Annotated in this window: 14 protein-coding genes; all 14 read left to right on the forward strand. The window is 69.5% G+C overall.

The features are described 5' to 3' along the window. Positions 1-178 precede the first annotated feature (178 nt). Positions 179-1,354 carry an FUSC family protein gene (locus tag ACQPWW_RS10460; RefSeq protein WP_433131499.1) on the forward strand — a complete coding sequence of 392 codons (1,176 nt, stop codon included), beginning with the start codon at positions 179-181 and terminating at the stop codon, positions 1,352-1,354. Positions 1,355-1,419: 65 nt separating this feature from the next. After that, the gene (locus tag ACQPWW_RS10465) at positions 1,420-1,944 is read left to right on the forward strand and encodes a hypothetical protein (RefSeq protein WP_433131501.1); all 525 of its coding nucleotides are present in this window, start codon (positions 1,420-1,422) and stop codon (positions 1,942-1,944) included. A 73-nt stretch (positions 1,945-2,017) separates the two neighbouring features. Continuing rightward, positions 2,018-2,860 carry a DUF4097 family beta strand repeat-containing protein gene (locus ACQPWW_RS10470; RefSeq protein ID WP_433131503.1) on the forward strand — a complete coding sequence of 281 codons (843 nt, stop codon included), beginning with the start codon at positions 2,018-2,020 and terminating at the stop codon, positions 2,858-2,860. 33 nt (positions 2,861-2,893) lie between these two features. After that, the gene (locus ACQPWW_RS10475) at positions 2,894-3,871 is read left to right on the forward strand and encodes an ATP-binding cassette domain-containing protein (RefSeq protein ID WP_433131505.1); all 978 of its coding nucleotides are present in this window, start codon (positions 2,894-2,896) and stop codon (positions 3,869-3,871) included. Further along, positions 3,868-4,656 (forward strand): ABC transporter permease, encoded by a 789-nt coding sequence (locus tag ACQPWW_RS10480; protein WP_433131507.1) that lies wholly within the window; start codon positions 3,868-3,870, stop codon positions 4,654-4,656. The genes ACQPWW_RS10475 and ACQPWW_RS10480 overlap by 4 nt, the downstream gene beginning before the upstream one ends. 856 nt (positions 4,657-5,512) lie before the next feature. Beyond that, on the forward strand, positions 5,513-7,195 hold the full coding sequence (gene araB / locus ACQPWW_RS10485) for a ribulokinase (protein WP_433131509.1): 1,683 nt from the start codon (positions 5,513-5,515) through the stop codon (positions 7,193-7,195). A gap of 279 nt (positions 7,196-7,474) precedes the next feature. Further along, entirely contained in the window at positions 7,475-8,470 is a 996-nt protein-coding gene (locus tag ACQPWW_RS10490; RefSeq protein ID WP_433134258.1) for an ABC transporter substrate-binding protein, read from the forward strand. A 190-nt stretch (positions 8,471-8,660) separates the two neighbouring features. Then, positions 8,661-10,202 carry a sugar ABC transporter ATP-binding protein gene (locus ACQPWW_RS10495; protein WP_433131511.1) on the forward strand — a complete coding sequence of 514 codons (1,542 nt, stop codon included), beginning with the start codon at positions 8,661-8,663 and terminating at the stop codon, positions 10,200-10,202. Next, positions 10,199-11,269, forward strand: coding sequence for an ABC transporter permease (locus ACQPWW_RS10500; RefSeq protein ID WP_433131513.1), 1,071 nt, complete (start codon positions 10,199-10,201; stop codon positions 11,267-11,269). The genes ACQPWW_RS10495 and ACQPWW_RS10500 overlap by 4 nt, the downstream gene beginning before the upstream one ends. After that, on the forward strand, positions 11,266-12,255 hold the full coding sequence (gene yjfF, locus ACQPWW_RS10505) for a galactofuranose ABC transporter, permease protein YjfF (protein WP_433131515.1): 990 nt from the start codon (positions 11,266-11,268) through the stop codon (positions 12,253-12,255). Before ACQPWW_RS10500 ends, yjfF begins: the two co-directional genes overlap by 4 nt. Before the next feature lie 26 nt (positions 12,256-12,281). Continuing rightward, a complete protein-coding gene (araA, locus tag ACQPWW_RS10510) occupies positions 12,282-13,784 on the forward strand; it encodes an L-arabinose isomerase (RefSeq protein ID WP_433131517.1) in 1,503 nt (500 codons plus the stop codon). Positions 13,785-14,122: 338 nt separating this feature from the next. Next, positions 14,123-16,243, forward strand: coding sequence for a family 43 glycosylhydrolase (locus tag ACQPWW_RS10515; RefSeq protein WP_433131519.1), 2,121 nt, complete (start codon positions 14,123-14,125; stop codon positions 16,241-16,243). Positions 16,244-16,656: 413 nt separating this feature from the next. Continuing rightward, the gene (locus ACQPWW_RS10520; RefSeq protein ID WP_433131521.1) at positions 16,657-17,643 is read left to right on the forward strand and encodes a LacI family DNA-binding transcriptional regulator; all 987 of its coding nucleotides are present in this window, start codon (positions 16,657-16,659) and stop codon (positions 17,641-17,643) included. A gap of 324 nt (positions 17,644-17,967) precedes the next feature. Then, positions 17,968-19,638 (forward strand): glycoside hydrolase family 27 protein, encoded by a 1,671-nt coding sequence (locus ACQPWW_RS10525; protein WP_433131524.1) that lies wholly within the window; start codon positions 17,968-17,970, stop codon positions 19,636-19,638. Positions 19,639-19,700 lie beyond the last annotated feature (62 nt).

Consider the following 19,700-nt stretch of genomic DNA (forward strand, 5'->3'; position numbering starts at 1 on the left):
CGCCACCCGGACTGCGGTCTACCCGAGTCGGGCGGCCTCAATCGCGGCGCGCCCCACCTACGCCGGAACGGTCGCCCCCGGCCCGACCTCCGACGCGGTCGACGCCGCGCACTCTCCGGCGGGGGTGTCGACCCACCAGCGCGGGGATTGAGCGGGCGCTGGCGGGGTAGGTGCCGCCATGGTCGCTGCCGGTCGGCACGGAGCGGACAGCCGCGCTCCGATCGTGGTCCGGCTCTGGCACCGCGCCATGTTCACGCTGCGCGACCGGATGCGTCGGGTACGGGCGATCGGCGGGCTGGCGCTGCAGGCGGGTCTGGCCGCCGCGCTGGCGTGGTTCGTGGCGCACGAGCTGTTGCACGTGTCGCAGCCGGTCTTCGCACCGATCTCCGCGGTGTCGACGCTCGCCGCGTCCGTCGGGCAACGGCTCCGTCGTACCGTCGAGCTGATCATCGGGGTCACCGTGGGGGTGCTGATCGGTGACCTGCTGCTCCTGGTGATCGGCACCGGGTGGTGGCAGCTCGCCCTGATCGTCGTGCTCGCGATCGTTGTCGCGTTGTTCCTCGCGGGCAGTGCGGCGGTGGTGGTCCAGGCCGGGGCGACGGCGGTGCTGATCGTCACGCTCAGCCCGTCCGTCCGTGATCTGGAGTTCCCTCGGTTCGTGGACGCGCTGGTCGGGGGAGGTCTGGCGCTGCTTGTCACCGCCGTGCTGTTGCCGCTGAACCCGCTGCGGGTGCTCAACCGGGCCGCGCGGCCGGCGTTGGATCTGCTCGTCAACCAACTCGACGCGACCGCCAGCGCGCTGGCCGAGCGGGACGCTGCCCGGGCCCGCACCGCCCGAGGTGAGCTGCGGCAGAACAAGGGCCAGTTGCAGGCGTTCGTCGAGGCGACCCAGGGCGCGCGGGAGGCAAGCGTCCTGTCGCCGCTGCACTGGCACGAACGGCGCGGCCCGGTGAGCCGGTACGCGCAGGCGGCGGAGCCGATCGACAGGGCGATGCGCAACAGCGGAACGCTGATCCGTCGGTCGGTGACGCTGATCGAGGACGGTGAACCGGTCCCGGACTCGCTGCCGGGGGCGGTGGCCGATCTCGCCGAGGCCGTCCGGTTGCTCAAGCGGCAGTTCGCCGCCGCGGTCGAGCCGAACCGGGCACGCGAGCAGGCGTTGCGGGCGGTCCGGGCGGCCGGCCATGCCTACCGGGAGGGGGTCGGCTTCTCCGGTGCCGTGGTGGTGGCGCAGATCCGGACGACGGTCAGCGACCTGCTGGTGGCCACCGGGCTGACCCAGGAGGACGCGAATCACCTGGTCCGGAGCATGTTCGGCGAGCTGGAAGCGACAGGCGTCCCGCAGCGCGACTGATCTGCCGGCACCATCTTGAGCCACGGCTGTTGCACTCTGAGCCAAAGTGGTGCCATGATGGTGCCATGGAGCTGAGGTCATACGTCGAGAACCTGCGAGACGAGTTCGCCGTGGCCGCGGAGGGGGTCGACCCCGAGGCCCGGATGCTTGCCGAGCGGCTCTTCGCCCAGTTGGAGGCGGCGACCCGCCTCACGTTGCTCGAGGCACTGTCCGACGCCGCCGACGAGATCACCCGCGACCTCGCGCCGGGTTCGGTGCACGTCCGGCTGCGGGGGCGCGAGCCGGACTTCGTGGTGACGCCGGCCAGTCCCATGGTCGACGAGGTGAGTGCGGCCAGCGGCCCGCCGCCGCTGTCCGCGCCGGCCCCCGCGCCCGAGGGGGAGGAGGGCGGCACCTCGCGGATCAACCTCCGACTCCCCGACCACCTCAAGGCCAGCGTCGAGGAGGCCGCCGGGCGGGCCGGCCTCTCGGTCAACGCCTGGCTGGTGCGCGCCGTCGCCGGGGCCGTCAACGCCGGCGAGACGGAGCGTCGCCCACCCCGCCGGGTGGAGCCGCGCTCCGGCCAGCACGTCACCGGCTGGGCCCGCTAACTCTCCGCACCCCCGTTGTCTTCGCGCCGCTGACCAGCGGCGACATTCGCCGACCCCCTTCCGGGAGACCACCATGCCTGTTTTCGACACGCCAGAACCCATCGCCGTCCGGGTCGAGCTGCCCGTGGGAGATGTCTGGATCAAGGCGACCGACCGCACCGACACGATGGTGACGGTGCGGCCCCGCGACCCGTCGAGCAAGGCCGACGTGAGCGCGGCCGACCAGACCACCGTCGAGTACGCCGCAGGGCAACTACTGATCCGGGTGTCGAAGAGTTGGCGCCGCTACGGCTTCGGTTCGGGGCCGTCGGTCGACGTCCTGATCGAGCTGCCGGCCGGATCGCGAGTGCACGCCGAGTCGTCCTGGGCGGCGTTCCGCTGCGAGGGTCGGCTGGGCGAGTGCCGGATCAAGACCGGGAGCGGGATCCGGCTCGACGAGACCGGGCCGTTGGACATCGACAGCAGCCACGGCGAGGTGGTGGTGGAGCGGGTCGCGGGCTCGGCCCGGGTGAAGGTCTCGTCCGGCAAGGTGCGCATCGGTGCGGTCGACGGCTCCGCCGAGATCAAGAACTCCTCCGGTGACTGCTGGATCGGCCGCAGTGGCGGCGACGTCCGGGTCAACACCGCGTACGGCGACATCACCCTCGACGCGCCGCTGGCCTCGGTGACGGCACGCACCGCCTACGGCAACGTCCGGCTGGGTGAGGTCGTCCGGGGGGCGATCGAGCTGAACACCTCGTACGGGGCCATCGAGGTCGGCGTCCGGCGCGGGACCGCCGCCTGGCTCGACGTCAGTTCGAAGCACGGCCGCGTGCACAACGCCCTGGAGACGGCCGACGGCCCGGCGCAGACCGACGAGACGGTCGAGGTCCGGGCGCACACCTCCTACGGCGACATCATGATCCGCCGCGCCTGACCCGTCCGCACCCCGACCACAAAAGAGGAGACCATGACCAGCTCCACGAAGCCCGCGATCGTCGCCACCGACCTGCGAAAGTCCTACGGTGACAAGGTCGTGCTGGACGGCGTCGACCTGATGATCACCGAGGGAACGATCTTCGCACTGCTCGGCCCCAACGGCGCCGGCAAGACCACAACGGTGCAGATCCTCTCCACCCTGATCAACGCCGACGGCGGTAACGCCCGCGTCTTCGGCCACGACCTGACCCGAGAGCCCGACGCGGTACGCGACCTGATCGGCGTCACCGGTCAGTTCTCCGCCGTCGACAACCTGCTGACCGGCCGGGAGAACCTCAACCTGATGGCCGACCTGTGTCACCTGGACAAGGGTGTCGGTCGGCGACGGATCACCGAGCTGCTCGACCAGTTCGACCTGACCGAGGCTGCCGGCAAGCCGGTGTCGACGTACTCGGGCGGCATGCGGCGGCGGCTCGACCTGGCGATGACCCTGGTCGGCACGCCCCGGATGATCTTCCTCGACGAGCCGACCACCGGTCTCGACCCCCGCAGCCGCCGGGCCATGTGGCACATCATCCGCGCGCTCGCCGCCGAGGGCGTCACCATCCTGCTCACCACCCAGTACCTGGAGGAGGCCGACCAGCTCGCCGACCGCGTCGCGTTCCTCGACCATGGCCGGCTGATCGCCGAGGGCACCCCGCGCGAGCTCAAGCGGCTCATCCCGGGCGGCCACGTGGTGTTGCAGTTCGCCGACCAGGACGGGCTCGACTCGGCGGCCCGGACGTTCGCGGCCGGCAGGCGGGATGACGCGGCGCTCACCCTCCAGGTGCCGAGCGACGGCGGGGTCGGGTCGCTGCGCTCGCTTCTCGACCAACTCGACAGCGCCTCGATCAGCGTGGCCGGGCTCTCCGTGCACACCCCCGACCTCGACGACGTCTTCCTCACCCTCACCGGTCAGCCCGACTCCCGCGCCGGCCGACCCGACCACGAAAGGGCCCCCGCGCGATGAGCACCGTCTCCCTCGCCGTCCGCGACTCGAGCACCATGCTGCGGCGCAACCTCCTGCACATGCGGCGGTACCCGTCGATGACCTTCCTGCTCATCGGCATCCCGGTCATCATCCTGCTGCTCTTCGTCTACGTCTTCGGCGGCACGCTCGGCGCCGGCCTCGGGCCGACCGGCGACCGCTCCCAGTACGCCAACTACGTCACCCCCGGCATCCTGCTCATCACGGTGGTCAGCGCGGCGCAGGGCACCGCCATCTCGGTCGCGATGGACATGACCGAGGGCATCATCGCCCGGTTCCGGACGATGGCGATCTTCCGACCGTCGGTGCTCACCGGCCACGTGCTGGGCAGCCTGATCCAGACCCTGCTCAGCCTCGCGGCCGTCACCGGCGTGGCGCTGCTCGTCGGGTTCCGGCCCACCGCCAACCCGGTCGAATGGCTCGCGGCGATCGGCGTCCTCGCCATGATCACCTTTGCCCTCACCTGGCTGTCTGTCGCACTCGGCCTGGTGAGCGACAGTGTCGAGACGGCCAGCAACCTCCCCATGCCGCTGATCCTCCTGCCGTTCCTCGGCAGCGGGTTCGTCCCCACCGACTCCATGCCGGCGCCGGTGCGGCTCTTCGCCGACCACCAGCCGTTCACGCCGGTCATGGAGACCCTCCGCGGTCTGCTCCTCGGCACCGGGATCGGCGCCAACGGGCTCATCGCCGTCGTCTGGTGCGTCGTCATCAGCGTGGGCTGCTTCTTCTGGGCCAAGGCGCTGTACAACCGCGGTCGGGCCACCTGATCCCGGCACCCGCCCGACGTCCCCGCCATCGCGACGGACAGCCGGCGGCTCGGCCCACGGGGCCGAGCCGCCGGCTGTCCAGGTCGCGCGGCGCGGGCCGGCGGTGGTGGCGCGGGCCGGCGGTGCGCGGCGCGGGCCGGCGGTGGTGGCGCGGGCCGGCGGTGGTGGCGACGGCTTGATCGACTCGGGTTTCGTGAAGTCGGCCCATTGCCGCTCCTCGGACCCCCCGATTCCAAGGAACGCGAGTGGATCAACCCGTCCGCGCCGGTCGCGCCGTCCGCGCCGGTCGCGCCGGTCGTGTCGGCAGCGCCGGGCCGCGCGTAGCGGCACGACATCGATCCTCGGCCCGGCCGCGCCGTCCGTCCGGCCGGCGGGCCCACCGGCGGCGTCCAGGCATCACCAAACGTCGAATGTTATCGATAACACCGGCCCGGCGCGGGGCCACGAGATGAGCCTGTCGCGTCGACGGGCGCTCGCCCATGAGCCATCGCGACGACCGGCGGCCGTGCCATAGGTCCGATCACGGAAGCGCGGCGCATCGGTGATGTTATCGCCAACATCATTCCGGGCCGGCCCGCCACCGCCGTCTGGTGGGGGGCTCGTGGTGGGGGAGGTGCCGTACCTGTCGCCCGGCCCGTCGAGGGGTGTCCGGCCGGCGCCCGGTCCGGGCGCCGACCCTCGTCCCGAGTGCCCGATCGGCGGCTGACACCGGATTCGCGTGCTTTGTGGCGGTCCGCCGGCGACGCGCCCGAGTCGGTCCGGCTTCCGCGTTCCGTTACGGAGCTGTTGCGCCTAGATGTCTTGACGAGGCTGGATGTGAGCGTTAACACTATCCCCGTTAACGGTGGAGGTGAACATGAACCGTGTGGACGGAGCTGACGACCGCTACGTCGTCGGTGTCGACTTCGGCACCCTGTCCGGGCGAGCTCTGGTGGTCCGTGTCGGTGATGGTGCCGAATTGGGGACCGCGGTGCACGAGTACGGCGACGGCGTGATCAGCACCGCGCTTCCGGGAGGCCGAGCGCTGCCCCCGGACTGGGCCCTGCAGAACCCGGACGACTACCGCGACGTGCTGCGGTACGCCGTCCCGGCGGCGGTGTCCGCCGCGGGCGTGGATCCCGCCGCGGTGGTCGGCATCGGCATCGACTTCACCGCCTGCACGGTGCTGCCGACGCTTGCCGACGGCACCCCGCTGTGTGAGACGCCCGAGTTCCGCGACCGGCCGCACGCCTGGGTCAAGCTGTGGAAGCACCACGCCGCGCAGCCGCACGCCGACCGGATCAACGCGCTGGCCCACGACCGGGCGGAGCCGTGGATCGGCCGGTACGGCGGCAAGATCTCCGCCGAGTGGCAGTACGCCAAGGGCCTGCAGATCCTGGAAGAGGATCCCGAGGTCTACGACCGGGCCGAGCGCTTCGTCGAGGCAGCCGACTGGATCGTCTGGCAGCTCTGCGGCACCGAGACCCGCAACGTCTGCACCGCCGGATACAAGGGCATCCTCCAGGACGGCAACTATCCGTCCGAGGGCTTCCTGACCGCGCTCAACCCCGACTTCGGCGACTTCGTGGCCAAGCTGGACGGTCCGTTGCTGCCGCTCGGCGCCCGGGCCGGCGCGCTCACCGCCGAGGCCGCCGCGTGGACCGGCCTGCCGGAGGGGATCGCGGTGGCCGTCGGCAACGTCGACGCGCACGTCACCGCGGCATCCGCGCAGGCCGTGGAGCCCGGCCGACTCGTCGCGATCATGGGCACCTCGACCTGCCACGTCGTCAACGGCACGCAGGTCGCCGAGGTGGCCGGGATGTGCGGTGTCGTGGAGGGCGGCATCAGCCCCGGCGCGTGGGGTTACGAGGCTGGGCAGAGCGGTGTCGGCGACATCTTCGGCTGGTTCGTCAAGCACGCCGCCCCGGCCGGCATCGACTCGCACGAACAGCTCACCGAGCTGGCCGCGAGCCAACCAGTCGGCGCGCACGGGCTGATCGCGCTGGACTGGTGGAACGGCAACCGCTCGCTGCTCGTCAACCACGACCTCAGCGGGATGATCGTCGGAATGACCCTGGCCACCCGGCCGCAGGACATCTACCGGGCGTTGCTGGAGTCCACCGCCTTCGGCACGCGGATGATCATCGAGGCGTTCGTCGAGGCCGGGGTGGCCGTGAACGACCTGGTGATCGCCGGTGGTCTCACCAACAACGCGCTGCTGATGCAGATCTACGCCGACGTGACCCGGCGACCGCTGAACATCATCGCGTCCGCGCAGGGGCCGGCGCTCGGGTCGGCGATCCATGCCGCCGTCGCCGCCGGTGAGTTCCCGTCGATCCACGAGGCGTCGCAGGCGATGGGTCGGGTGCACGAGGCCGTCTACCGTCCGGATCCGGACCGGGCGCGCGCCTACGACGCCCTGTACGCCGAGTACCGGACGCTGCACGACCACTTCGGTCGCGGCGGCAACGGCGTGATGCTCCGCCTGCGGGCGATCCGCAACGCGGCGGCCGAGACCGAGGCTGCCACGCAGGAGTCCGCCCTGGAGGTGGTCGCGTGACCGCACTCGGCGAGCCGCGCGAGACGCTCGCCGGGCACGGCTCACCCGCGGCGCCGATCGGGCCGGCCGACATCGACGCCCTCGATGGCCGCCACCAGCACCTCCTCGGTCGACAACAAGTCCCACCGGCAGGTTCCTGACCCTTCACGGCCCAGCCCGACCCGCCGGTCTGCACCACCCCGAAGTAGCAGCACGCAACACCCGCGTACGCCGCTCCTTGCACATCGGCGGTTGGCGCGGTTCCCCACCACACCGAGCCAAGGAGATTCGATGCGAAAGATGCGAATGCACTCCGCTCCGTGGCGCGCTGCCACGGTCGTCGCCAGTGTGCTGCTCGTCGGCAGCATGGCGGCCTGCGGCAACAGCGACACGGGCGGCGGCGGCACCAAGGACGACGGCAAGATCACGATGGGCTTCTCGCAGGTCGGCGCGGAGAGCGGCTGGCGTACCGCGAACACCACCTCGATCAAGGAATCCGCGACCGCGGCGGGCATCGAGCTGAAGTTCGACGACGCGCAGCAGAAGCAGGAAAACCAGATCAAGGCGATCCGCAACTACATCCAGCAGAAGGTTGACGTGATCGCCTTCTCGCCGGTGGTGGAGTCCGGGTGGGACACCGTGCTCAAGGAGGCCAAGGACGCCAACATCCCGGTCATCCTGACCGACCGCTCGGTCGACTCGGCCGACAAGTCGCTGTACAAGACGTTCCTTGGCTCGGACTTCGTCAAGGAGGGCAAGCTCGCCGGTGAGTGGCTGGTCGAGCAGAAGAAGACCGCCACCGGCCCGGTGAACATCGTCGAGCTGCAGGGCAACACCGGTGCGGCCCCGGCGAACGACCGGAAGAAGGGCTTCGGCGAGGCGATCGCCGCCAACCCGAACCTGAAGATCATCGCCTCCCAGCCGGGTGACTTCACCCGCGCCGGTGGCAAGCAGGTCATGGAGCAGTTCCTCAAGGCCAACAAGCAGATCGACGTGCTGTTCGCGCACAACGACGACATGGGCCTGGGTGCGCTCGAGGCGATCACCGCCGCCGGCAAGGTGCCGGGCAAGGACATCACCATCATCACTGTCGACGCCGTGAAGGATGGGATGCAGGCCCTCGCCGACGGCAAGTTCAACTTCATCGCGGAGTGCAGCCCGCTGCTCGGCCCGCAGCTGATGGACCTGGCCAAGAAGGTCCACGCGGGTGAGACGGTGCCGGCTCGGATCGAGACCCAGGAGACCACCTTCACCCAGGAGCAGGCCAAGGAGGCTCTGCCCACCCGCAAGTACTGATCGACGTCGGGGGGCCGCCGCGCTCGCGTGGCGGCCCCGCCTCGTCGCCCCATAAACCCGAACGGACCGGGCATGACCCGCGATGACCCGCGCCACGCCCGCCCGAGCCTCCCGCAGGGAGGGCCGGGCGGGCGCGGTGGGAGCGCAGCGGCCCATCCGCGTCGACAACCCCCAGAAGAGGTCTGATGGGATGACGGATAGCCGTCCGGTCCTGACGATGACCGGGATCAGCAAGTCCTTTCCCGGGGTGCGCGCACTCCACGACGTCAACTTCCGGCTTTTTCCCGGCGAGGTGCACGCCCTCATGGGCGAGAACGGCGCCGGCAAGTCGACCCTCATCAAGGTGCTGACCGGCGTCTACGACACCGACGAGGGCGCCATCACCCTGGACGGCGAACCGGTGTCCTTCACCGGGCCGATGCAGGCCACCGCGGCCGGCGTGAGCACCGTGTTCCAGGAGGTCAACCTCTGCACCAACCTTTCGGTGGCGGAGAACATCTTCATCGGTCGTGAGCCCCGGCTGCTGGGCGCCGTCCGCTGGGGTGAGGTCCGCCGTCGCGCCCGAGCCCTGCTCGACCGCCTCGACCTCGACCTCGACGTCAGCGCGCCGCTCGGCTCGTACTCGTTGGCGATCCAGCAGATGGTCGCCATCGCCCGCGCGATCGACATCCAGGCCCGGGTGCTGATCCTGGACGAGCCGACGTCCAGCCTCGACGCCGGCGAGGTGGCGCAGTTGTTCCGCATCATGCGGCAACTGCGCGACGAGGGCATCGCGATCCTGTTCGTGACCCACTTCCTCGACCAGGTCTACGAGATCGCGGACCGCATCACCGTGCTGCGCAACGGTGGGCTCGTCGGCGAGTACCTGACCTCCGAGCTGCCCCAGCTCTCCCTTGTCGAGAAGATGATCGGCAAGGAACTCGACGTCCTCGAGGGCATCGAGGAGCACTCCCGGCGGGACCTGGCCGCGGTGGAGGAGGGCACCCCCCTGGTGGCGGTGTCGAACTTCGGCCGGGCGGGTGCGGTCGAGCCGTTCAGCCTCACCATCCACGCCGGCGAGGTGGTGGGCCTGGCGGGCCTGCTGGGCTCCGGGCGTACCGAGGTCGCGCGGTTGTTGTTCGGCGCCGACCGGACCGACGGCGGTCAGGCCACTGTCGACGGCACGGCCAGCAGCCTGCGGACCCCCGCGCAGGCCATCGACCACGGCGTCGGCTTCTGTTCGGAGAACCGCCGCGCGGAGGGCATCGTCGCCGACCTGTCGGTCCGCGAGAACATCATCCTCGCCATGCAGGCGGCCCGCGGCTGGCTGCGGCCCGTTCCGCGTCGTCGGCAGGACGAGCTTGTCGACAAGTACATCAAGGCACTCAACATCCGGCCCGCGGACCCGGAGGTGCCGGTCCGCAACCTCTCCGGTGGCAACCAGCAGAAGGTGCTCCTGGCCCGGTGGCTGATCACCGAGCCACGGCTGTTGATCCTCGACGAGCCGACCCGGGGCATCGACATCGGCGCGAAGACCGAGATCCAGAAGCTCGTGACGCAACTGTCCGACGGTGGCATGGCGGTGCTGTTCATCTCCGCCGAGTTGGAGGAGGTGCTGCGCCTCAGCCACAAGGTGGCAGTGATGCGGGACCGGCAGATGGTGGCGCAGCTCGCCAACGACGAGAGCCTCACCGCCGACCGCATCATGCAGACCATCGCGAGTGGATCCCACCGCGAGGAGGCAGACCGATGAGCGACACCGTGAGCCGCTACCGGACGATCACCGGTCACCGGCTGTTCTGGCCCGCGGCCGTGCTGGTCGCCATGCTCGCCGCGAACACGATCTACCGGCCCGGGTTCCTGTCCATCGAACTCAAGGACGGGCACCTGTACGGCTCGCCGATCGACATCCTGCGGCTGAGCGCGCCGCTGATCCTCGTGGCGCTGGGCATGACCCTGGTCATCTCGACCGGCGGCATCGACCTGTCGGTGGGCTCGGTCTGCGCGATCAGCGGCGCGATGGCCTGCATGTACATCAGTAAGCAACCCGACCAGAACAGTCTCACCGTGGTGTTGACCGCCCTCGCCATGGCGTTGGGGGTCGCGCTCGTGTTGGGCGTCTGGAACGGGGTGCTGGTGGCCGTGATCGGGATCCAACCGATCATCGCCACCCTGATCCTGATGGTGGCCGGCCGGGGCCTCGCCCAGCTGATCACCCAGGGACAGATCATCACCATCAACTCCGGGCCGTTCCGCACGATCGGGCTGGGCCACCTGCTGACCCTGCCGCTGGCCATCTTCATCGCCCTCGCCGCGGCAGTGCTCGTCGCCGCGTTCACCCGCCGCACCGCACTCGGCATGATCATCGAGTCGGTGGGCGGCAACGCCGAGGCGAGCCGACTCGCCGGCATCCGCTCCGGCCGCGTCATCTTCCTCGCGTACGTCGTCAGCGCCGTGTGCGCGGCGGTCGCCGGCTTCATGATGACGGCCAATGTCTCCAGCGCCGACGGCAACGCCGTCGGCCTCTGGGTGGAGTTGGACGCCATCCTCGCGGTCGTCATCGGTGGCACGTCCCTCGCCGGCGGCCGATACTTCCTGAGCGGCACCATCCTCGGCGCGCTGATCATCCAGACCCTGACCACCACGGTGTACGCCATGAACATCTCGCCGCAGACCTCGCTGCTGTTCAAGGCGGTCGTCGTCATCGCCGTCTGCCTCATCCAGGCACCGGCCTTCCGGGCCCGGTTCGCTCGCCGCAGGCGCAGCGCGTCGCCGCCCGCCGCCATCGCCGACAAGCCGAAGGAGCAGGTGCCGGCATGACCACTGGAACGCTTACCGCCGGTCGGACCCGGTTCCGGCTGCCGAGGAAGCAGATACCGGTCCTGGCGACGCTCGCCCTGTTGCTTGTCATGTACGGCATCGGGGTGTCGCAGTACACGGCGTTCTCCAACGTGCAGGTCATCTTCAACGTCTTCATCGACAACGGCTTCCTGCTCGTCGTCGCGGTGGGGATGACCTTCGTGATCCTCACCGGTGGCATCGACCTGTCGGTCGGGTCGGTCGTCGCCATGACGGCGATGGTGTCGGCCGCGCTGCTACAGGACGGCATGCCGGCGGCGCTGGTGCTCGTCATCGCCCTGCTCATCGGCCCGACGCTCGGTCTGCTGATGGGTTGTGCCATCCACTTCTTCGAGATCCAGCCGTTCATCGTCACGCTCGCCGGGATGTTCTTCGCCCGGGGCATGTGCACGTTCATCTCCGGCTCGTCCATCCCGATCACCGACGGGTTCTGGACCTCGATGTCACAGGAGCGGATCGGTAACCCGCGGGGCAACTTCGTGTCGATCAGCGTGCTGATCGCCTTCGTCGTGGTCGCCGTCGCCGCGTACGTGCTTGCCTACACCCGGTTGGGCCGCAACGTGTACGCCATCGGCGGCAACCCCCAGTCGGCCCTGCTGATGGGCCTGCCCGTGGGGCGGACCCGGATCGCCGTCTACACGATCAGCGGCCTGTGCTCCGCGATCGGTGGCATCCTGCTGTCCTTCTACACCCTCTCCGGGGCGCCCCTGATCGCCGTCGGCATGGAGCTGGACGTCATCGCCGCCGTCGTCATCGGGGGCACAGTGCTCACCGGGGGCGCGGGCTACGTCTTCGGAACGGTGCTGGGCGTGCTGGTCCTGGGCGTGATTCAGACCCTCATCACCTTCGATGGGAGCCTCAACTCCTGGTGGACCAAGATCGTGATCGGCGGCCTGCTCTTCGCGTTCATCCTCCTCCAGCGCCTCATCGGAATCCGTTACAAGTGACAGTTCCTCTCGCGGAAGGCAACCCCATGGCACCACACACCGAACCCGAGATCTGGTTCCTCACCGGCAGCCAAGGCATGTACGGCGAGGAGACGCTCCGGCAGGTCGCCGAGCAGTCCCGCCAGATCGCGGCCGCGCTCGACGACTCGCCGCAGATTCCCGCCCGGGTGGTCTGGAAGCCCGTCCTGACCAACAGCGGTGAGATTCTGCAGGTCTGCCGGGACGCCGCCGCCCAGGGTGCGGTCGGGGTCATCGCCTGGATGCACACCTTCTCTCCGGCGAAGATGTGGATCGCCGGTCTGGACGCGTTGCAGACGCCGCTGCTGCACCTGCACACCCAGGCCAACGTGGTGCTGCCGTGGAACGACATCGACATGGACTTCATGAACCTGAACCAGGCCGCCCACGGCGACCGTGAGTTCGGGTACATCCAGACCCGTCTCGGTGTGGCCCGCAAGACGGTGGCCGGGCACGTCAGCGACCCGCGGGTGTCGGCCCGGGTCGGGGCGTGGGCGCGCGCCGCGCTCGGTTGGTCGGCGATGCGGTCGCTGCGGCTGGCCCGCTTCGGCGACAACATGCGCGACGTCGCGGTGACCGAGGGCGACAAGGTCGAGGCGGAGCTGCGGTTCGGGGTGTCGGTGAACACCTACGGCGTCAACGACCTGGTCGAGGTCGTCGGCGAGGTCACCGACGCGCAGGTGGACGAGCTGGTCAAGGAGTACGAGGACACCTACCGGATCGTCGGCGACCTGCTGGCCGGGGGCGATCGGCACGACTCGTTGCGGTACGCGGCCCGCCTGGAGTTGGGCATGCGCGCGTTCCTGGACGCGGGTGGGTTCCGGGCCTTCACCACCAACTTCGAGGACCTCGGCGGTCTGCGTCAGCTCCCAGGCATCGCCGTGCAGCGGTTGATGGCCGACGGCTACGGCTTCGGTGGTGAGGGCGACTGGAAGACCTCCGTCCTGGTGCACACGCTCAAGGCGATGTCGGTGGGCGTGGACGGCGGCACGTCGTTCATGGAGGACTACACCTACGACCTCACCCCGGGCGAGGAGTTGGTGCTCGGCGCCCACATGCTGGAGGTCTGTCCGACCATCGCGTCCGACGTACCCAACGTGGAGATCCACCCGCTGAGCATCGGCGGCCGGGAGGATCCGGTCCGGCTGGTGTTCGACGCCGCGCCCGGCCCGGCGGTGGTGCTGGGGCTGGCCGACATGGGCGAGCGTTTCCGGCTGGTGGCCAACGAGATCGACGTGGTGGCGCCGCCGCAGCCGTTGCGCCGGCTGCCGGTGGCCCGTGCCGTCTGGCGTCCGCGGCCCGACCTGCCCGGTTCGGCCGAGGCGTGGATCACCGCGGGGGCGCCGCACCACACGGTGCTGTCGCAGGCGGTCGGTGTGGAGGAGTTGCACGACCTCGCCGAGATGAGCCGTACCGAGCTCGTCGTCATCGACGCCGACACCAACCCCCGCCGCTTCGCCGACGAGATCCGCTGGAACCAGGCCTACTACCGGCTGGCCCGCGGCTTCTGACGCGCGCGGTCCGAAGCGTACGGAAAACGGGTGGTCCATCCCTGCCTGCGGGCCGGGGTGGGCCACCCGTTCGCGTGCGCCAGCAGGACCACGGGGGCGGTTGTGTTACGACTTGACGAACAGCATGTTATCGCTCACAGTCTATAGCCAAGATGGTCGATGTCGTTGGCTGGTCCGGCCGCGCGCGCGTCCTACCCCGCGGTTTCGACACCTCGTCACCGCGACGGTCGGACGATCGGTGTTAGCGATCACATGGCCGGGCGTGGTCAGCTAGGTACCCCGCCCGGTGCCGCGGACGCCGACCCAGACCGCACGGTTCGCGTCAGCAGAGGAGGATCATGCTTTCCATCGGTCGGGTTCCCCGGGGTGCGCCACGACGGCGCGGGTGGCTGTCGAGACTCGCCGTCGCCGCGATGGTGCTGGTGGTCGGTGGCGCGGCCGCGGCCGTCGCCTCGTCGCCCGCGTCAGCGGCAACTGTCGACACGAGCGCGTGGTACGTGTTGGTGAACCGCAACAGTGGCAAGGCAGTGGACGTGTACAACATGGCCACGAACGACGGTGCGCGGATCACCCAGTGGACCCGTAACAACGGCAACCAGCAGCAGTGGCAGTTCGTCGACTCCGGAGGCGGCTACTACCGGCTCAAGTCGAGGTTGTCGGGCAAGGTGCTGGACGTCTCGGGCCGCTCGACCGCCGACGGCGGGGCGATCGTGCAGTGGTCCGACAACAACGGCACCAACCAGCAGTTCCGGTTGGCCGACTCGGACGGCGGCTACGTCCGGCTGATCAACCGCAACAGCAACAAGGTGATGGAGGTGCAGGGCGCCTCGACCGCCGACGGTGGCAACATCGTGCAGTACGCCGACTGGAACGGCACCAACCAGCAGTGGCAGCTCGTCCGCGTCGACGGCGGGACCGACCCCACGACGCCACCCCCCACCACGCCGCCCCCGTCGAACGGCACGTACTCGAACCCGGTGGTCTGGCAGGACTTCGCCGACGTCGACATCATCCGGGTCGACAACGTCTACTACATGTCGGCATCCACCATGCACTACTCGCCGGGCGCGCCGGTGCTGCGCTCGTACGACCTGGTGAACTGGGAGTACGCAGGGCACTCCGTACCCCGGCTCGACTTCGGCTCGAAGTACGACATGAGCGGCGGCAACGCGTACGTCGACGGGATCTGGGCGTCGACGTTGAACTACCGGCCGAGCAACAAGACGTACTACTGGGCCGGGTGCATCGACTTCGCGCAGACCCACATCTACACCGCGTCCGCCGTCGACGGCACCTGGAGCAAGCACACCACCATCCCGAACTGCTACTACGACGCCGGGATGCTGATCGACGACAACGACACCATGTACGTGGCGTACGGCAACAGCACCATCAGCGTCGCGCAGCTGTCCGCGGACGGTAAGTCCCAGGTCCGCTCCCAGCAGGTGTACACCACGCCGTCGAGCATCGGCACGCTGGAGGGCGCCCGCTTCTACAAGCGCAACGGCGCCTACTACATCTGGCTCACCCGCCCGGCCAACGGCCAGTACGTCCTGAAGTCGACGAACGGTCCGTTCGGCCCGTACGAGCAGCGCCAGGTGCTGCTCAACCTGCCCGGCCCGATCTCCGGTGGCGGCGTGCCGCACCAGGGTGGGCTGGTGCAGACCCAGAACGGCGACTGGTACTACATGTCCTTCGTCGACGCGTACCCCGGTGGTCGGATGCCGGCGATGGCCCCGATCACCTGGACCGGCGACGGTTGGCCGGTGCTGCAGACGGTCAACGGCACGTGGGGCACCTCGTACCCGAAGCCGAACCTGCCCGCGCCGCCGCGTGCGGTCAAGCCGCTCACCGGCACCGACACGTTCGCCGGCACCACCCTCGGCCCCCAGTGGGAGTGGAACCACAACCCCGACAACAGCAAGTGGTCGGTGAACAACGGGCTGAACCTGCAGACCGCCACCGTCACCGGCGACCTGTACAAGGCGCGTAACACGCTGACCCACCGGATCCAGGGCCCCACCTCGACGGCCACCATCGAGCTGGACTACTCCACGATGCGCGACGGTGACCGCACCGGTTTGGCGGTGCTGCGCAACTCGTCGGCGTGGATCGGAGTCCGGCGGGACAACGGATCCACCCGTCTGGTGATGCAGAACGGCCTCACCATGGACGGCAGTTGGAACACCACGAGCACCGGCAGTGAGGTGGCGAGCACCGCCGTCTCCGGTGGCCGGATCTGGTTGCGGGCCAACGCCGACATCCGACCCGGATCCGGCCGGCAGGCCCGCTTCTCGTACAGCACGGACGGGGTCAACTTCACCTCGTTCGGCAATGCCCTGACCCTGGCGAACAACTGGCAGTTCTTCATGGGTTACCGGTTCGCCATCTTCAACCACGCAACGCAGGCGCTCGGCGGCGCGGTCACGGTCCGCCGATTCGACCTGACGACACCGTGACGCCAGTCACACGGCGATCGGTCTGACCGGTGGCGCCGACGCGTCTGCCCACCCGGCACGCGGAGTCGGCGCCACCACGTCATGTTCCAGTCGACCTGCTCCACGCTCTGTCCAGGAGCGTGGAGCGGGTCGACGTACCACCGCGGCCCGTCGCCCAACGCTCGTTGGCTGCGTACTCCGCGTGGGAAAAGCGTTGTGCGGCTTCGGCAGGTTCCACAGTCCGGCCACAGCCATGCCGTATTCGAGGCGGTTGCTGGCGTAGACTAACGGCGATTCAGCGCTGGTCACCTGGGATTCAGCACCGGCGTGGTGGCTGAGCGAGGGGGATCGGGCCGGGCCGCTCCAGTCGACGTCGACGGGCCGCGGGCCGGAGACGTAGCGGGGAGAGTGAAATGGCCGTCCACGGTCCCGCGATGACAGATGTCGCTCGTCTGGCCGGTGTCTCCCACCAAACGGTGTCGCGGGTGCTCAACGGGCACCCCAACGTTCGTGAGCAGACCCGGCTTCGGGTGCGGGCGGCGATCGCCGAGCTCGGCTACCGCCCCAACGGCGCCGCTCGTGCCCTGGTGACCGGTCGATCCCAGGTCATCGGGGTGGTCGCGCAGAACACGACGCTCTACGGTCCGGCATCGATGTTGGCCGCGTTGGAGCAGACCGCCGCCGAAGAGGGTTTCGCGGTCAGTGTCGGCAGCGTACGAAACCTCGACCACCGCTCCATCTCGGCCGCCGTAGAGCGACACCTGTCGCACCGGGTCGCCGGCATCGTCGTCATCGCGCCCGTGGAGTCGGCCGGTGAGGCGCTGGAACGCCTGCCGCAGGATGTCCCGTTGGTCACCGTCGACGGTGACCCGAGCCGGCCGGTGCCATTGGTGACTGTCGACCAGGTGGCCGGCGCCCGGGCGGCGACCCAGCATCTGCTCGACGCGGGCCACCGCACCGTCTGGCACGTCTCCGGCCCGTTCGACTGGTTCGACAGCGTCGGCCGCATAGACGGTTGGCGGGAGGCGCTGCTGGCGGCCGGGGTGGACCCGCCACCGCTGATGCCGGGAGACTGGTCCGCCTCGTCGGGTTACCAGTGCGGGCAGATGTTGGCGAGGATGCCGGAGGTCACGGCGGTCTTCACCGCCAACGACCATCTCGCGCTGGGCGTGCTGCGGGCGTTGCACGAGTTCGGCCGGCGGGTGCCGCACGACATCAGCGTGGTCGGCTTCGACGATGTGCCGGAGGCCGCGTACTTCATCCCGCCGCTGACCACCGTCCGCCCCGACTTCGACGCGGTGGCGCGGGCGAGCCTGCAGATGCTGCTGACCCAGATCGAGTCGGGCACCGGCGGGGCACTGCGGCAGACCATCGCCCCGACCCTGGTCGCCCGCGGGAGCGTCGCGCCACCGCAGCGCTGACAGCCGGGCCAGCCGGCGGCCGCCGATCGTGGCGCCGGCCACCGCTCGCCAGCGTCACCCGGCGCTCCCGGTGGGGCGGCGCTCGACGTCGACCTCACCTCGTGGCAATACGGGCCGTCACGGTCGGTAAGACGTGCCTCAATCCCGCCCGGGTGATTTGCCATCGACCGGTAACGATGCAACTGGCGGGGAGGTATTGAACCTCGTGAAATCTCACCGTAACATGATGGACGTCTCTGTTAACGCTAACAAGAATTGGCGTCCAGCCTCCGTCCCACCAGTCAGATCGTAGTCACGGGCGGGCGCCACCGACAAGGAGGCTCGATGAACCGCATCACCCGAGGTCGACGCTGGGGGAGCGTACTAGCGGCCGGAGTGCTGGTCGCCGGCGCTCTGGTCGGCCTCCGCGCCCCCGCGGCGCAGGCACTGGACAACGGGGTGGCACGCACTCCTCCCATGGGGTGGAATTCGTGGAACTCGTTCGGTTGCAACATCAGCGAAGCCCTGATCCGGCAGTCGGCGGATGCGATCGTCAGCAGCGGGATGCGGGACCTCGGCTACCAGTACGTCGTTGTCGACGACTGCTGGTTCAACCCGAACCGGGACAGCTCCGGCAACCTCCAGGGCGACCCGACCCGGTTCCCCAGCGGGATGAAGGCGCTCGGCGACTACCTGCACGCCCGGGGCCTGAAGTTCGGTCTCTACCAGGTGCCTGTCGACAAGACCTGCGCGCAGTACTTCAACTCCTACCCCGGCGCCACCGGCAGCCGCGGCCACGAGGCGCAGGACGCCCGCCAGTTCGCCGCCTGGGGCGTCGACTTCCTCAAGTACGACTGGTGCTCCCCGGAGGGCAGCATCAGCGACCAGGTGACCACCTTCGCCCGGATGCGTGACGCGCTGGCCGCCACCGGCCGACCGATCGTCTACAGCATCAACTCCAACAGCATCCACGCCAAGACCGGCCCCCAGCGCAACTGGGGCGACGTGGCCAACATGTGGCGTACCACCGAGGACATCACCAACGCGTGGGACACCGGGCAGACCAACGGCTACCCGATGGGCATCCAGAACATCATCAACGTGACCGTTCCGCTGGCCTCGTACGCGCGGCCGGGCGGCTTCAACGACCCCGACATGATGGAAGTCGGTCGCGGCGGTATGAACGACACGGAGATGCGTAGCCACTTCGCGATGTGGGCGATGATGGCGTCTCCACTGATCGCCGGCAACGACGTCCGGAACATGAACTCCGCGACGCAGACCATCCTGAAGAACGCCAACCTGATCGGGATCAACCAGGACTCGCTCGGATTGCAGGGGACCCAGGTCTCCTTCGACGGCACCCGCCGGGTGCTCGCCAAGCGGCTGGCCAACGGCGACGTCGCCGTCGCCCTGTTCAACCAGGGTGGCTCGACGACGACGATCTCGACGACGGCCGCCGCCGCCGGCAAGTCCGGTAGCTCGTTCACGCTGACGGAGGCGTGGTCCGGCGCCACCAGCTCCAGCAGCGGCACCATCAGCGCCAGCGTTCCGGCGCACGGCACTGTGGTCTACCGGGTCAGCGGTGGCGGAACGACCCCGCCGACGACCCCGCCGCCGACCACCCCGCCGCCGACCACGTCGACCGCGTTCGCCAGTGCCGCCTCCGGCCGCTGCCTCGACGTGCCGGCGAGCAACACCACAAACGGCACCCAGCCGGTGATCTGGGACTGCAACGGCGCCGCCAACCAGCGCTGGACCATCAGCGGTCAGACTCTGCAGTCGCTCGGCAAGTGCCTGGACGCGCCCCTGAACGCCACCGCCGGCACCAAGGCGCAGATCTGGGACTGCAACGGCGGAACCAACCAGCAGTGGACCATCAACACCAACGGCACGATCAGCAACGCGCCGTCCGGCCTCTGCCTCGACGTCAACAACAACGGCACGGCCAACGGCACCACGGTGCTCCTCTGGACCTGCACCGGAGCGGCGAACCAACGGTGGACGCAGCGATAACCGACCGGGTCCGTCGACCGACCAGGTCGCGGCAGCCCACCTGATCCGACCGCTCACCAGGT

This window comes from Micromonospora sp. CA-240977 (assembly GCF_050942285.1).
Classification (GTDB): domain Bacteria; phylum Actinomycetota; class Actinomycetes; order Mycobacteriales; family Micromonosporaceae; genus Micromonospora.